Source organism: Streptomyces sp. NPDC005962 (assembly GCF_040629205.1).
Lineage (GTDB): Bacteria > Actinomycetota > Actinomycetes > Streptomycetales > Streptomycetaceae > Streptomyces.
Window position 1 is genome coordinate 182,825 of the sequence record NZ_JBEXVE010000004.1, and the last position, 16,618, is coordinate 199,442.

General features: G+C 72.1%; 6 protein-coding genes. 4 read left to right on the forward strand and 2 right to left on the reverse strand.

The genetic code is table 11. From position 1 onward, the window contains the following. Positions 1-16 precede the first annotated feature (16 nt). The gene (locus ABZ370_RS09250) at positions 17-10,957 is read right to left on the reverse strand and encodes a type I polyketide synthase (RefSeq protein WP_358618504.1); all 10,941 of its coding nucleotides are present in this window, start codon (positions 10,955-10,957) and stop codon (positions 17-19) included. 454 nt (positions 10,958-11,411) lie between these two features. On the opposite strand from ABZ370_RS09250, the gene ABZ370_RS09255 reads away from it, so the two are divergent. The 4 genes from ABZ370_RS09255 to ABZ370_RS09270 are packed head-to-tail and all read left to right on the forward strand — an operon-like array spanning position 11,412 to position 16,015. Then, positions 11,412-12,896, forward strand: a complete 1,485-nt coding sequence (locus ABZ370_RS09255) for an NDP-hexose 2,3-dehydratase family protein (RefSeq protein WP_358618505.1) — start codon at positions 11,412-11,414, stop codon at positions 12,894-12,896. 47 nt (positions 12,897-12,943) lie between these two features. Continuing rightward, entirely contained in the window at positions 12,944-13,969 is a 1,026-nt protein-coding gene (locus tag ABZ370_RS09260; RefSeq protein WP_358618507.1) for a Gfo/Idh/MocA family oxidoreductase, read from the forward strand. Beyond that, positions 13,969-14,712 (forward strand): SDR family oxidoreductase, encoded by a 744-nt coding sequence (locus tag ABZ370_RS09265; RefSeq protein ID WP_358618509.1) that lies wholly within the window; start codon positions 13,969-13,971, stop codon positions 14,710-14,712. Before ABZ370_RS09260 ends, ABZ370_RS09265 begins: the two co-directional genes overlap by 1 nt. Before the next feature lie 49 nt (positions 14,713-14,761). Further along, positions 14,762-16,015 carry a glycosyltransferase gene (locus ABZ370_RS09270; RefSeq protein WP_358618510.1) on the forward strand — a complete coding sequence of 418 codons (1,254 nt, stop codon included), beginning with the start codon at positions 14,762-14,764 and terminating at the stop codon, positions 16,013-16,015. Between the two features lie 54 nt (positions 16,016-16,069). Here ABZ370_RS09270 and ABZ370_RS09275 read toward each other — a convergent pair whose 3' ends face one another. Next, positions 16,070-16,480: a transcriptional repressor gene (locus ABZ370_RS09275; protein ID WP_358618512.1), complete on the reverse strand. Its 411-nt coding sequence runs from the start codon at positions 16,478-16,480 to the stop codon at positions 16,070-16,072. Positions 16,481-16,618: the final 138 nt, after the last annotated feature.

The following is a 16,618-nucleotide window of genomic DNA, read 5'->3' on the forward strand; positions in this document are numbered from 1 at the left end:
GCCACGCGCGGTGCGGTCAGGAGATCCCGAATTCCTTCTCGATGTAGTCGAAGATCTCGTCGTTGCTCGCGGACTCGAGTTCTTCCGAGTCGACGGCGTCCTCGGCGCTCTGTTCGGCTCCCGTGGCCGACCACAGCAGATGCCGCAGCCGCCGGGCGATGTCTTCCCTGGCCGGGTCCCCGTCGGGCATGGCCGTCAGCACGGCTTCGAGCTGGTCGAGTTCCGTGGCGCCGGGGTTCACCGGCTCCTCGGCGCCTCCGAACAGCTCGGCGGCGAGATGGCGGACCAGGTCGGCCGCGGTCGGGAAGTCGAAGACCACGGTGGCGGCCAGCCGCAGCCCGGTCGCGGCGTTCAGCCGGTTGCGCAGCTCCACGGCCGTCACCGAGTCCAGGCCCAGTTCGAGGAACTGCCGCCGGGAGTCCACCGCGTCGGCGGAGTCGTGTCCGAGCACCGCGGCCACCTGGGTGCGTACGGCGGTGAGCAGCTGCCGGTCGCGCTCCTGTGCTCCCAGCCCGGCGAGCCGGTCGCGCAGCCCGGAAGGGGCCGTGGCCGTACCGGTGTCCTCGGCCGCGCCGAGGACCGCACGAGTCTCCGGCAGCTCGTCCAGGAGACGGCTGGGCCGGGTCGCGGTGTAAGCGTGGGCGAACCGGTCCCAGTCGATGTCGGCGATGACGATGTCCGTATCGCCGTGTGCGAGCGCGCCTTCCAGCGCCGACACCGCGTCCTCGGGCGGCAGCAGCGGAACGCCGTGCCGGATACGGGTGTCGCTGACCGCGTCCAGGTCGGCCATGCCGCCCTGCCCCCACGAGCCCCAGGCCACCGAGGTGGCCACGAGCCCGCGTGAGCGGCGGTACCGGGCCAGCGCGTCCAGATAGGCGTTGCCGGGGGCGTAGTTGCCCTGGCCCGCCATCCCTACCGTGCCCGCGAGCGAGGAGAACAGCACGAACGCGGACAGGTCCAGTGCGGCGGTCAGCTCGTGCAAGCGCCAGGCGGCATCGGCCTTGACCCGCAGGACACGGTCGACCTGAGCGGGCGTCAGGGCGGTGACGGCGGCGTCGTCCAGCACGGCCGCAGTGTGCACCACAGTGGTCAGCGGGTACTCGGCGGGCACCGACTCCACCAGGTCGCGCAGCGCGTCGGCGTCCGTGATGTCGCAGGCCGCCACCGTCACCCGGGCACCTGCCTCGGCCAGTTCGGCCACCAGCTCGTCGGCGCCCGGGGCCGACCGGCCCTGGCGGCTGACGAGCAGCAGGTGCTCGGCGCCGCGGGCCGCCATCCTGCGCGCGATCTGCCCGCCGAGGGCGCCGGTGCCGCCGGTGATCAGCACCGTGCCCTTGTCCGGGGTCCAGCCGTCCGCCGGTACGTCGCCGAGGGGCGCCCGCACGATCCGGCGACCGAACGTCCCGGACGGGCGGATCGCGATCTGGTCCTCATCGCTCCGGGCCGCGAGCGCCGCGCACAGACGGCCGAGGGCCTTGCCGTCCGGTGCGGGCGGCAGGTCCACCAAGCCGCCCCAGAGGGCGGGGAGTTCCTGCGCCGCGACCCGGCCCAGGCCCCAGACCAGCGCCTGCGCCGGGCTGGTGAGCGGGTCCTGCTCGCCGATGGACACGGCTCCCCGGGTCAGGCACCACAGCGGCGCGGTCAGGCCCGAGGCCTCCAGGGCCTGGATCAGCGGCAGCGTACGGCCGAATCCGGCGGGCACCGCCCGCGCACCGTCGAGCGGCGACTCGTCCGTGCCCAGCAGTGACAGCACCCCGGACGCCCCGGTGTGGGCGGCGAGCACATCCGTCCAGGGCCGCCCCTCCTCGGGCGCCACCACCGGCTCGACGGCCGCGCCGCGCTCGCGCAGCGCTCCGGAGACCGCCGCGTACAGCTCGCTTCCGGCCTGCTCCTCGGTGATGGCCAGCAGCCAGGTGCCGGTCAGCGACACGGACGCGGGGTCGGTCAGCGGCTTCCAGGTGGCCCGGTAGCGCCACGAGTCCCTCGCGGACACCGCCTGATGCCTGCGGTGGTACGCCGACAGGGCGGGCAGTACGGCCGACAGTTCGGGACGTGTCCCGTCCAGCCGCAGCGTCCGCGCGAAGCCGTCCAGGTCCTCGCGCTCCACCAGGTCCCAGAAGGCGGCGCCCGGGCCGGTCTCCGCGACCGCGCGGGGCGCGGAGGGTTCGATCCAGTAGCGCTTCGGCTGGAACGCGTAGGTGGGCAGGTCGGTCCGGCGGGCGCCGGTACCGGCGAACACCCGCGACCAGTCGGGGTCGGTGCCGTGCGCCCACAGCTCCGCGAGCGAGGTCAGGAACCGCCGGGTGCCGCCCTCGCCACGCCGGAGAGTGCCCGTGACCAGGGGTTCCACCGCGCGTACGCGTCCGGTTTCCTGGATCGCACCGGCGAGTACGGGGTGCGGGCTGACCTCCAGGAACACCCGGTCACCCGCGTCCAGCAACGCCGAGACGGTGTCCTGGAACAGCACCCGCTCCCGCAGATTGCGGTACCAGTACTCGGCGTCCAGGGACTCCCCCGCCACCGGTCCGGCGGTCACCGTCGAGTACATCGGAATGTCGGCGGCACGCGGCGCGATCGGCGCCGCCAGCTCCAACAGCCGCTCCCGGATGCCCTCCACGTGCGGCGTGTGCGACGCGTAGTCCACCGCGACCCGCCGCGCCCGCAACCCGGCCTCCTCCGCCGCCACGATCATCTCGTCCAGGGAGGCGAGGTCGCCCGCGACGACGGTGGCGTCCGGGCCGTTGGCCGTGGCCACCCATATGCCGTCGCGGTCGGTGATGATCTTCTCGACCTGGTCGGTGGGACCGGCGATGGCGACCATGCCGCCCTGACCGGCCAGCTCTTGGGAAATGGCCTGGCTGCGCAGGGCCACCAGCCGCGCCCCGTCCTCCAACGACAGCGCACCGGCCACACAGGCGGCCGCGATCTCGCCCTGCGAATGACCGATCACCGCGGACGGCCGGACACCCACCGAACGCCACACCTCAGCCAGGGACACCATCACCGCCCACAACACCGGCTGCACCACATCAACCCGCTCCAGCGCATCCCCACTCCGCAACACATCGAGCAGATCCCACTCGATATGCGGCGCCAACGCCTCCCCACACCGCACCAACGCATCAGTGAACGCAGGCGACACATCCAGCAGCTCGGAGGCCATCCCCACCCACTGCGACCCCTGACCGGGGAAAACGAACACCACATCAGAAGAGCCACCGGAGACCACACCACCCACCACATGACCCGCCGGCTCACCCGCCGCCACAGCCTCCAGACCGCTCAAAAACCCCTCACGACCATCGGCCACCACCACCGCCCGATGCTCCAGACCCGCCCGAGCCGACGCCAACGACCAGCCCACATCAGCAGGACTCAGCCCCTCACACCCGGCCACGAACTCCCGCAGCTTCGACGCCTGACGGCGCAGGCCCTCCGCGGATCGGCCCGACACCACCCAGGGCAGGGCGCCGGTGTGGTCGGGCCGGTCCTCGTGGGACGGTTCCTCGACGGCCGGGGCCTGCTCCAGGATCACATGGGCGTTCGTACCGCTGACACCGAACGAGGACACCGCGGCCCGCCGCGCCCGACCGGCCTCCGGCCAGGCAGAGTTCTCCCGCACCAACTCCACCGCACCCGCCGACCAGTCCACATGCGGCGTCGGCTCATCGACATGCAACGTGGCAGGCACCGTGCCATACCGCATCGCCATCACCATCTTGATCACACCGGCCACGCCCGCGGCCGCGGAGGTGTGGCCGATGTTGGACTTCACCGAGCCCAGCAGCAGCGGCTGGTCCCCGGGGCGGTCCTGGCCGTAGGTCGCCAGCAGCGCCTGCGCCTCGATCGGGTCACCCAGCGAGGTCCCCGTGCCGTGCGCCTCCACCACGTCCACATCCGCCGACGACAGCCGGGCGTTGGCCAGCGCCTGCCGGATCACCCGCTGCTGCGACGGACCGTTCGGCGCCGTCAGACCATTGGACGCACCGTCCTGGTTGACCGCCGAGCCCCGCACCACCGCCAGCACCTGATGCCCGTTGCGCACCGCGTCCGACAGCCGCTCCAGGACCACGACGCCGACACCCTCGCCCCACGCCGTGCCGTCCGCACCCGCGGCGAAGGGCTTGCAGCGGCCGTCGGGGGCGAGCCCGCGCTGATGGCTGAACTCGGTGAAGACCGTGGGGTGGGACATGACCGTCACCCCGCCGACGAGCGCGAGCGAGCACTCGCCCTGCCGCAGGGACTGCACCCCGAGGTGCATGGCCACCAGCGACGACGAGCACGCGGTGTCCACGGTGAGCGCCGGGCCCGTCAGGCCGAAGGTGTACGCGATACGGCCCGAGGCCACGCTGCCCGCGGCGCCGGTGAACAGATAGCCCTCGGAGCCCTGCCCCTGGGCGTCGTCGCCGCCGTAGCCGTGCGGAACGGCTCCGACGAACACGCCCGCATCGCTGCCGCGCAGCGCGGACGGGTCCAGTCCGGCCCGTTCCAGGGCCTCCCAGGACGTCTCCAGCAGCAGCCGCTGCTGCGGGTCCATCGCGACCGCCTCGCGCGGCGAGATCCCGAAGAACTCCGCGTCGAACTCCGCGGCGTCGTACAGGAATCCGCCCTCGTGCACATAGCTGGTGCCGGGGCGGGTGGCATCCGGGTGGCACAGGCCGTCGAGGTCCCAGCCGCGGTCGGCGGGGAAGCCGGAGATGACGTCCCGGTCGGACAGCAGCAACCGCCACAGCTCCTCCGGGGACCGCACATCGCCGGGGAAGCGGCAGCTGGTCGACACGATGGCGATCGGTTCGTCGGAGGCCACCGGGGCGCCCTCGGCGATCGCCACGCCGTCCTCGCCCAGGGCCCGGTCACGGAGGTGTTCGGCGAGCGCCAGCGGCGTCGGGTGGTCGAACACGACGGTGGGCGGGAGGTTCACCCCGGTCGCGGCCGCGAGCCGGTTCCGCAGCTCGACCGCGGTCAGCGAGTCGAAGCCCAGGTCCCGGAATGCCCGCCGGGTCTCGACCTCATGCGGCCCGGCCCATCCCAGCACCGCCGCGGCCTGGGCACACACCTCGTCCAGCACCACGCGGGTCCGCTGGGCGGGCGTGGCGGCCTCGGCGACACGCGCGGGGAAGCCGTCGAGTGCCTCGGCCGGTGACGAGGAGGGCAGGTCGACCCGGACCGCCGCACCCGCGGATTCGGGGGCGAGCCAGTAGCGGTCCCGCTGGAAGGCATAGGTGGGCAGGTCGACCGGGTCGGCCCGGCCGGGGGTGAACACCCGCGACCAGTCCGGGGTCAGACCGTGGGCCCAGAGCGCGGCCAGCGAGGTGAGGATCTGCCCGACCCCGCCCTGGTCGCGGCGGAGCGTCCCGACCGCGAGGGTGTCGGGGTCGGCGGCGTCACCGTCGGACTGCAGCACCGAGGTCAGCACGGGGTGCGGGCTGACCTCCACGAAGACCGTGTGTCCGGCGTCGCGCACGGTCCGCACGGTGTCGTGGAAGCGCACCGGCTCCCGCAGATTGCGGTACCAGTACTCGGCGTCGAGCGCCTCGCCCGCGATGCGCTCGCCGGTGACGGTCGAGTACATCGGGACGGTGCCGGGGCGCGGCGCGACCGAGGCCGCGGAGGTGAGCAGCGGCTCCCGGATCAGCTCGACGTGGGGGGTGTGCGAGGCGTAGTCGACGGCGACCATCCTGGCCCGCAGCCCGGCGCGGTCCGCCTCGGCGAGCAGCTCGGTGGTGGCCTCGGTGGTGCCGCCGACGACCGTCGCGTCCGGGCCGTTGACGACGGCGATCCAAACGTCCGGGCGGTCGGCCAGCAGTTCCCGGACGCGCTCGGCGGAGGCGGCGATCGACAGCATCCGGCCGCCACCGGCCAGTTCGGCCGCGACGAGTCGGCTGCGCAGGACCACCAGCCGGGCGCCGTCCTCCAGGGACAGGGCGCCGGAGACACAGGCGGCCGCGATCTCCCCCTGGGAGTGACCCACCACCGCGGCCGGAGCGATACCCGCCGCACGCCACACCTCGGCCAGCGAGACCATCACCGCCCACAGCACCGGCTGCACGACGTCCACCCGCTCCAGCGGGCCGTCATCGCGTACGACGTCGAGGAGGTCCCAGTCGACCTCGGGGGCCAGGGCCCGGGCGCACTCCGCCATGGAGGCGGCGAACGCCGGGGAGGTGGCGAGGAGTTCGGTCGCCATCCCGGCCCACTGGCCGCCCTGGCCGGGGAAGACGAACACGGCTCCGCCCGGCTCGGCGGAAGCGGTCGCGCTCACCACGTGGGCGGCCGGTTCCCCGGCCGCGAGGGCGGCGAGTCCGCCGAGGAAGTCCGCCCGGTCCTCGGCGACCACGACGGCGCGGTGTTCCAGCGCGCCACGCGTGGTGGCCAGCGACCGTCCCAGCTCCTCCGGGGTGGCGTCGCACGAGGCGGCGAACTCGCGCAGGCGCGCGGCCTGTCCGCGCAGCCCCTGGGCCGTACGGGCCGACAGCATCCAGGGCAGCGCGCCACCGTCGCGCATCGCCGGGGCGGGCGCGGCCGGGGTGGCGGGTACGGCGGCGGGAGGGGCCTGCTCGATGATCACATGGGCGTTGGTTCCGCTGATCCCGAACGAGGACACACCGGCCCGGCGCGGCCGGTCCCGGTCGGGCCACGGCCCGCTCTCGGTCACCAGGTCGACCGCACCGGCAGCCCAGTCGGCCTGTGGCGTCGGCGCGTCCACGTGCAAGGTGGCGGGCACCCGGCCGTGCCGGATGGCCATCACGGTCTTGATGACCCCGGCGACGCCCGCGGCCGCCTGGGTGTGACCGATGTTGGACTTCACCGACCCCAGCAGCAGCGGCCGGCCCTCGGGGCGCTCCTGGCCGTACGTCGCCAGCAGGGCCCCGGCCTCGATCGGGTCGCCCAGCGCGGTGCCGGTGCCATGCGCCTCCACCAGGTCCACGTCACCGGAGGTGAGGTCCGCGTCGGCCCAGGCGCCACGGATGACCCGCTGCTGCGCCAGACCGCTGGGCGCGGTCAGCCCGTTCGACGCGCCGTCCTGGTTGACCGCCGAGCCGCGGACCACGGCCAGCACCCGGTGGCCGTTGCGGCGCGCGTCCGACAGCCGTTCGACGAGCAGCATCCCGGCGCCCTCGGCGAAGCCGGTGCCGTCGGCCGCGGCCGCGAAGGCCTTGCAGCGGCCGTCCGCGGACAGGCCGCGCTGACGGCTGAACTCGGTGAAGATGCCCGGGGTGGACAGCACCGTCACACCGCCGACGAGCGCCAGCGAGGACTCCCGCTGCCGCAGCGACCGCACCGCCAGGTGCAGCGCCACCAGCGACGAGGAGCACGCGGTGTCCACGGTGAGGGCGGGCCCGGTCAGTCCGAGCAGATAGGAGATGCGGCCCGACGCGATGCTGGTCGTCTTGCCGGTGAGCATGAAGCCGTCGAGTGCGTCCGGCGCGTTGTGCAGCCGTGGCCCGTACTCCTGGTCCATCGTGCCGACGAACACGCCGGTGGAGCTGGACCGCAGCGACTCCGGGTCGATACCGGCCCGCTCCAGCGCCTCCCACGAGGTCTCCAGCAGCAGCCGCTGCTGCGGGTCCATCGCGAGGGCCTCGCGCGGCGAGATCCCGAAGAAGCGGGCGTCGAAGTCGGTGGCGTGGTCCAGGAATCCGCCGCCCGCGGCGAAGCTGGCGCCGTTGCCTTCGCCACCGAGCAGCCGCTCCAGGTCCCAGCCGCGGTCGTCGGGGAACGCGGAGATCGCGTCCCCGTCGTCGGCGACGAGCCGCCACAGGTCCTCGGGGGACGCTACTCCGCCGGGGAAGCGGCAGCTCATGCCGATGATGGCGATGGGCTCGTCGCTGTCGGCCGGGGTGGCGCGCCGGGTGACCGCCGCCGCGCGGGGACCGGTCCGTACGGTCTCGATGTGGCCGGTCAGTCCGGCCGGTGTCGGGTGGTCGAACAGCGCGGCGGTGGGCAGACGCAGGCCGAGGGCCGTGTTCACCCGGTTGCTCAGCTCGCCGAGCATGACGGAGTCGAACCCGAGGTCCTTGAACGTCCGCCGCGCGTCGAGGTCGCCCGGCGCCGACAGCCCCAGCACGGCCGCGGCGTGTGCGCGCACCAGGTGCGCCACGTCGAGATCCGGCGAGTCGGTGTCCGTGACGTCTGTGTCCGTGGCGCCCGCGTCCGTCACGTCGGCGTCCGGTGTGTCCGCGGGCTCGGTGGCCACGGGACCCGGAACGGTTTCAGGGACCGGTGCCGGGGCAGCCGCGTCGAGCCAGTGGCGACGGCGCTGGAAGGCGTAGGTGGGCAGGTCGGTCCGGCGGGCGCCGGTACCGGCGAACAGCCGGGACCAGTCGGCGTCGGCGCCGTTGGCCCAGAGCTCGGCCCACGAGTGCGCGAACCGCTGGACGCCGCCCTGGTCCCGCCGGAGCGTACCGCCGGCGAAGACCTCGGCGTCGGCCGCCTGGGCGGCGTCCGAGACCGCGGCCGTCAGCGTCGGATGCGGGCTGACCTCCAGGAAGAGCGTGTGCCCCGCGTCGAACAGGGAGTTGAGGGTGTCGTGGAAGAGCACCGGCTGCCGCAGGTTGCGGTACCAGTACCCGGCGTCGAGCGTGGCGGTGTCGACCGGTGCGGCGGTGACCGTCGAATACAGGGCGACGTCGCCCGTACGCGGGGTGATGGGCGCCGCGAGCGCCAGCAGCCGGTCGCGGACGCGCTCGACATGAGGCGTGTGCGAGGCGTAGTCCACGGCGATGGCGCGGGTGCGCACCCCGGCGAGGTCACACGCGGCGACCACCGCGGCGAGGTCCTCCGTGGAGCCCGCGACGACGGTCGCGGCGGGGCCGTTGACGACGGCCACCCACACCCCTTCGCGGTCCGCCAGGATGCCTTCGACCCACTCGGCGGAGGCGGCGATGGAGACCATCCCGCCCAGGCCCGCCAGTTCCTCGGCGATGGCACGGCTGCGCAGGGCCACCAGTCGGGCGCCGTCCTCCAGGGACAGGGCACCGGAGACACAGGCGGCCGCGATCTCCCCCTGGGAGTGGCCCACCACCGCGGCCGGAGCGATACCCGCCGCACGCCACAGCTCGGCGAGCGAAACCATCACCGCCCACAGCACCGGCTGCACGACGTCCACCCGCTCCAGCGGGCCGTCGCTCTCGGTATCCCGCAGGACATCGAGCAGGTCCCACTCGATGTGCGGCGCCAGTGCCCGGGCGCAGCGCTCGACCGAGGCGGCGAACACCGGTGAGGATGCGAGCAGTCCGGTCGCCATGCCGACCCACTGCGACCCCTGTCCGGGGAAGACGAACACCACACCGGCGGCCTCGCCCACGGCCCTGCCCTGCACGACGTGCTCGGCGGGTTCACCGGAGGCCAGCGCGTCCAGTCCGCCGAGGAAACCGTCCCGGTCTCCGGCGAGCACCACGGCGCGGTGTTCCAGGGCGGCCCGGGTCGACGCCAGGGACCAGCCGATGTCGGCGTTGGCAGCGTCGGTGGTGGCGGCGTCGGCGGCGGCGAACTCCCGTAGCCGCGAGGCCTGTCCGCGCAGGCCCCGCACGGTGCGCCCCGATACGGGCCAGGGAAACGGCGGGCCGGGGTTCAGGGCCGGTGCCGCCGTCTCGGCGTCAATGCCGGTGTCGGCGGGGGCCGTTGTACCGGCGGGAGACGTACCGGCGGCGGGGGCCTGTTCGACCACCACATGCGCGTTGGTGCCGCCCATGCCGAACGCGGACACCCCGGCCACCAGCGGCGCCTGGGGCAGTGGCCACGCGGACAGCTCGGTCTGGACCCGCAGGTTCCACTCGTCGAGCGGGATACGGGGGTTGGGCGTCTCGAAGTTGAGGCTGGCGGGGAGGCGGCCCGCCTTCAGGGCGAGCAGCACCTTGATGAGGCCGGTGATGCCCGCGGCACCCTCCAGGTGGCCCACGTTGGTCTTGGCCGAGCCGACACGCAACGGGGTGTGCGGCGGCCGGGCCGCCCCGTGGACGGCGGCCAGCGCCGCCGCCTCGATCGGGTCGCCGACGGCCGTACCGGTGCCGTGGAGTTCCACGTACTGCACCTCGGCGGGGTCGACGCCCGCGTCGGCGCAGGCCCGGCGCAGGACGTCTTCCTGGGCGGTCCGGCTCGGGGTGGTGAGGCTGTCGCCGCCGCCGTCGTTGTTGACCGCGCTGCCGCGCAGGACGCCGTGGATACGGTCACCGTCGGCGAGCGCCCGGGCGAGCGGCTTGAGGAGGACGAACCCGCCGCCCTCGCCCCGGACATAGCCGTTGGCGCGGGCGTCGAAGGTGAAGCAGTGGCCATCGGGCGAGAGCCCGCCGAACCGGGAGACGCTGAGGGTGCCGTCGAAGGCGAGGTTGAGATCCACTCCGCCGGCGAGGGCGAGGTCGCACTCCCCGGCGCGCAGGCTCTGGCAGGCCATGTGCACGGCGACGAGCGAGGAGGACTGTCCTGAGTCCACGACCAGGCTCGGTCCACGGGTGCCCAACAGATAGGACAGCCGGTTGGCGATCATGCTGCGGTGTGAACCGGTCAGGGTGTGGTGGGTGACCGCGTCGGCGCTCTGCTGCCGCACCATGGCGGCGTAGTCGTCGCTGATCGCGCCGACGAACACGCCCGCGCGCCCCCCGGCGAGCCGGTCCGGGGCGGTACCGGCGTCTTCGAGCGCTTCCCAGCCGAGTTCGAGCGCGAGGCGCTGCTGCGGGTCCATGGCCGCCGCCTCGCGCGGCGAGACGCCGAAGAAGTCGGCGTCGAAGCCGTCCACTTGACCGAGGAAGCCACCGCGCTCGGCGGCCACGGTCACGTCCTGGCCGGTACGCCGGTCCCACCTGCCCGACGGCACCGGCGTGACCGCGTCCGTGCCGTCACGGAGCAGTCGCCAGAAGTCTTCCGGTGAATTCGCTTGCGGTAAGCGGGAGGAAAAACCGATTACGGCGATCGAATGGTCATGACGATCCCGCTCCCGCGCCCGGGCAGCCCTTAACAAATTACTTCCCCCGCCGTACCCAGAAAATCGGTATCCCAGCCTTTTGCATGCGGCGATCACCCCGTTGAAGCGGGCCCCCGGCGCCGCGCGGGCCGTACCGGACATCGTAGGACCCGATGCCAACAACCCGCAGCGCTCAGCTTGTGCCGCCACAACACACTCTATAGGGCAACCGATCACTACATGGCAAAATGTGACGCCGCTCACAAGTAGCATGACATGGGCGAATCAACCTTCGCAACACGCCCTCGGTGTAGTCGCGTTGAGTACATGACCAGCTTGACAGGCCGGTACTGTCCACGTTTGGCTTGCGGTCAGTCGGGGGGACGCGGAGAGGCGACGCCCCGGTGATGACCGGAACGCATCCGACCGCCGCAGCGCTCCTTTGGCGCGAAAGTCGCGAGTGGGTACGGCCGTGATCCCGCATGCCGCGCGGCGGAACAAGGAGTGATTGGTGACCCGCAGCTCCCCTGGCTCCCACGAGACGCCCCACGCGGCGGACGACGGCTTATCGGCGCAGGTCATGCGGTCGGCACTGGCCACGGACAGCACCGACGGCACCGTCGCCGAACTCAAGGGTTTTCACCAGTGGTTCACCGACTACACCGGCGCCGACCAGTCGACGGTCACCGAGATCCCCTTCGCTGGACTGACCGGCTGGCGCTTCGAGGGAGCGACCGGAAACCTGGTCCACGAGTCGGGTAGGTTCTTTTCGATACGGGGCCTTCGGGTGCGGAGCGACCAGGGCCCCATTGGCTCGTGGTCCCAGCCCATCATCGTGCAGCCGGAAGTCGGCGTCCTCGGGATTCTCGTCAAAAAATTCAACGGCGTGCTGCATTGCCTCATGCAGGCCAAAATGGAGCCCGGAAACCACGCCGGAAGCCACAACGGCATACAGCTCTCCCCCACGGTACAGGCAACCCGGAGCAACTACACCGGGGTACACGGCGGTAAACCGGTGCCGTATATCGAGTACTTCCGCACACCCCTGGCCCACCACGTGCTGGCCGACGTGCTCCACTCCGAACAGGGCTCCTGGTTCCATCGGAAACGCAATCGCAACATGATTGTCGAAGTAGCCGAGGACATCACGCCGCTGCCCGGCTTCCACTGGCTCTCAATCGGTCAGTTGCACGAATTGCTTCGCACAGACGATCTAGTCAACATGGACGCCCGCACGGTGCTGTCGTGTCTCCCGTTCGCAATGCCCGGGCGCAGCGGCACCCATGCCTTCGCCGGCGACGCGTTCCGGTCCGCCCTCATGAGGTCGCTCGGCGAGGACGAGGAGACGCTCCACTCTGCCCGTCACCTCAGGAGCTGGATCACCGACGCGCGGGTGCGCTTCGAGGTCGACACCACGCTCATCAGCCTCGACGACGTCGAGGGCTGGCACCGGTCCGCCGACCGGATATCGCATGAGACCGGCCTGTTCTTCGACGTCATGGCGGTGGACGTACGAACCGGCAACCGCGAGGTCGGCGGCTGGACCCAGCCGATGATCCACTCCCGGGACGTCGGTGTCGTCGCCTTCCTCGTACAGCGGATCGGCGGGGTGCTGCACGCCCTGGTCAACGTCAAGGCGGAGCCGGGCTTCGTGGACACGGTCGAACTGGCCCCGACCGTGCAGTGCACCCCGCAGAACTACAAGGCCCTGCCCGCCGAGGCGTATCCGCCCTTCCTGGACGAGGTGCTCGGCGCGTCCCCCGACAGCGTCCGCTTCGACACCACGCTCTCCGAGGAGGGCGGGCGGTTCTTCCACACCCGCGGCCGTTACATGATCGTCGAGGTCGCCCCGGAGCGCGACCTCGCGGTCCCCGACGACTTCCGCTGGGTGACCATGCGTCAACTGGCAAGCCTCCTACGGCACAGCCACTATGTGAACGTCCAGGCCAGGAGCCTCATCGCATGTCTGCACAGCCTGATTCACGAAACCGTCTGACTGATACCCAAAACCGCCTGATACCCGAACCGGAACGGTGCTGAGCGATGGATAAGCCCTCCGAGTCCGCCCCCTTGCGCGTCGGCGTCCTCGGCGCGTCCTCGATCGCCCGGCGGCGGACACTCCCCGCGCTGCGCGACCTCCCGGACACCACGATCGTCGCCATCGCCAGCCGCGACCTGAAGAAGGCCGAGGACTTCGCCGCCGACTTCGGCTGCGCCGCCGTCCAGGGCTACGAACAGCTCGTCGCACGCGAAGACATCGACGCCGTCTACGTCTCAGTGCCCAACGCCCTGCACCACCAGTGGGCGCGTGAACTGCTCACCCACGGCAAGCATGTGCTGGCCGAGAAGCCGCTCACCACCACCCCGCAGGACACCGCGGACCTGGTGCGGCTGGCGGCGGAGCGGAAGCTCGTCCTGCGGGAGAACATCGCGTTCGTCCACCACGGACTGCACCGGCGGGTGGCCGGGTTGCTGGCGGACGGCCGCATCGGGGAGCTCCGGCACATCGACGCGTCGTTCTGCTTCCCGCCGCTGCCCCCCACCGATGTGCGCTATCGGGCGGACCTCGGCGGCGGCGCCCTCCTCGACGCCGGGATCTACCCCGTCCGGCTCGCCCAGTACTTCCTCGGCGACGAACTGACCGTCGCCGGGTCCGCACTGCGCATGGACCCCGAGTCGGGGGTCGACGTGGCGGGCAGCGCCCTGCTCATGGCCCCGGCCGGGGCAACCGCGACCGTCACCTTCGGCTTCGAGCACAGCTACGGCGCGAAGTACACCCTGTGGGGCAGCAAGGGGCGGCTGACCGTCGACCGGGCGTTCACCCCGCCGCACACCATGTCGCCACTGGTCCGCATCGACGAGCAGGACCACGCCGAGGAGATCGTGTTCCCGGCCGAGCACCAGTTCGCCCACTCGGTGGCCTCGTTCGCCGACGCGGTACGGCGGACCCGGGCCACGGGAACCGACACGGGCCACACCGCATGGGCCGCCACGACGGTCCGCACCGCCGAACTGCTCGGCCGGATCTCCGAGTCGGCCCTCCGCGCCGAGGGGCGGAAGCAGGCCTGATGGAGATCATCGGCAGGGGCTTCATCGCCCGCAACCTGGCCACGGTCGAGGACCGGCACCCGCAGGCGACGGTGCTGGCCGCCGGGGTGTCCAGCACCGGCGTACGGGCCGAGGAGGCGTTCGCCCGCGAGGAGGCGCTGGTGCGGGAGACCGCGCTGCGCTGTCGGCGCGAGGGCCGCCGCCTCGTCTTCCTGTCCAGTGCCTCGCACGCGCTGTACGGCTTCACGGACACGGACACCGCCGTCGGTGAGGACGCCCCCGTGAACCCGCTGTCGCCCTACGGCGAGCGGAAACTCATGCTGGAGCGCGCCGTCGCCGAGACCGGCGCCCACTGGCTGGTCCTGCGTCTGAGCCACGCGGTGGGCCGGTGGCAGCGGCCGCACCAGCTGCTGCCGTCGTTCGTCGGCCAGATACGCGAGGGCAGCGTCACCCTGTACCGCGACGCCCACCGCGACCTGGTGGACGTGGCCGACGTGGTCCGGGCGATCGACGGACTGCTCACCGAGGATGTGCACGGCGAGGTGGTGAACGTCGCCTCCGGCGTGCCGCGGCCGGTCGAGGAACTCGTCCTGGGCATCGAGCAGCGCATGGCGGCCCGCCCACGGCACGAAGTGGTGGACGCGGCGCCGACGATGACCCGGGTCTCGATCGGCAAGCTGTGCGGGCTGCTGCCCGGGATGAAGTCGGTCACCGAGCCCGGTTATCTCGACCGGATGCTCGACCGGTACGTCCCGTACTACTGAGCGCCCCCGCCCGGCACCGTCTCATCAGCAACTCTCCTACGGAGGAGTCATGCACGTCTCGCTGGTCGTCACGGGGTCCCGTGGCGACGTCCAGCCCTTCGTCGCGTTGGGCAGGGCACTGCGGTCCCGGGACCATACGGTGACGCTCGCCACCCACGAGGACTTCGCCCCGCTGGCGCGGGAAGCCGAGCTGGACTTCGCTCCGCTGCCGGGCAGCCCTCGCGACTTTCTGCAGCACCCGGCCCTCGTCGAGGCGCTGCAACAGGGCGCCTCGCTCTTCCGCGCCGCCCGCAAGGTGCCGCGGCAGAGCGCCGAGCGGAGCCGCGAGCTCGCCGCCCGGGTCGCGGAGGTGTCCGAGGGTGCCGATCTGGTGGTGAACAGCATCCTCAGCCGGATCATGTTCGAGGACGACGGCACCACCCCGTGGGCCTCGCTCAGCTGGTGGCCGCTGAACCCGACCTCCCAGTGGCCGGCGATGATGGCGCCCCAGGTCAAGCTGGGGGGAATGTACAACCGGCTGACCCACCGCCTCGGGGGCGTGCTCGACTCGGTCACCATGGGCAACTACCGCAAGGAGGCGGGGCTTTCGGCGCTTCCCTTCGGTGCGCCGTACGGCAGTCTGGGCCGGGAGGTTCCGCTGATCTGCCCGGTGAGCCGGACGCTGTTCACGGAGCCCGCCGACTGGCCGGACCTCTCGCACATCACCGGCTACTGGTTCTGGGACCGCAAGTGGGAGCCCTCCCCCGAGCTGGCCGAGTTCATGGAGTCCGGCACTCCCCCGGTGACCCTGTCCTTCGGCAGCATCTGGCCGGTGCACCCGCCGACGAAGACCCTGGAGAAGGTGCTGAACGTCGTCCGCTCCCACGGCCGGCGGCTCGTGCTGGTGGGCGGGGGCCCCGACACCGTCCCCGACGATGTGTTCCGGGTCGACGACGCGCACTACCCGTGGCTGTTCCCCCGCTCCTCGGCCGTCATCCACCACGGCGGCTGCAACACCACCGGTGAGGCGCTGCGCTCCGGAACTCCCCAGGTCGTGGTGCCGACGTTCGCCGACAGCCCGTTCTGGGCGGCGCAGGTGCACGCCCTGGGCGTCGCGGCCAAGCCCGTGCCGTACGCCAAGTTCACCCCCGAGGCCCTCGACGAGTCGCTGGGCGTCGCCCTGAACGACGAGGCCGTCCGCGACAAGGCCGCCACGATCGGTGAGACCGTGCGTGCCGAGGACGGCACGGGCAAGGCCGTCGACATCCTGGAGGAGTGGGTGCGGCGCTGGCACGAGCAGCGCTCGGCGGACACCGCCGCCTGACGCGGTGACCGGCTGCCGGTCACCGCGCCACGCGGTGACCGGCAGCCCCCTGACTCAGACGCAGGACGGGCAGAGCCCGCGGTAGGTGACCTGGGCCTCGGCGACCGTGAAGCCGAAACGCTCCTCCGCCGGGAGGGCGGCCAGCGGGTCGCCGGTGGGGTGGACGTCACGGATGGTGCCGCAGCTGGAACACACCAGGTGCTGGTGCGCGTGGTGAGCGTTGGGGTCGTAGCGCTTGGCGCGGCCGTCGGTGGAGACCTCCATGACCTCCCGGAGGGAGACCAGCTCGCCCAGGGTGTTGTAGACGGTCGCCCGGGAGATCTCGGGCAGCCGCTCCGCCGCGCGGGCGTGCACCTCGTCGGCGGTGAGATGGACATGGTCCCCGTCGAGGACCTCCGCGACGACGCGTCGCTGGGATGTCATCCGCCAGCCACGTCCTCGCAGTCGCCGCAGCAGGTCACTCATACAGGCTCACCTATTCACGTTCGGTGGGATGTCCCGATCTTAACCCGAGGGTGTCCGGGACTCTGATGGGATCTGGGTTTGGCGTGCTTATTGACTTAGACTCTGTCCATCGTAGGATCGGTTCCGGCGATAGCCAAG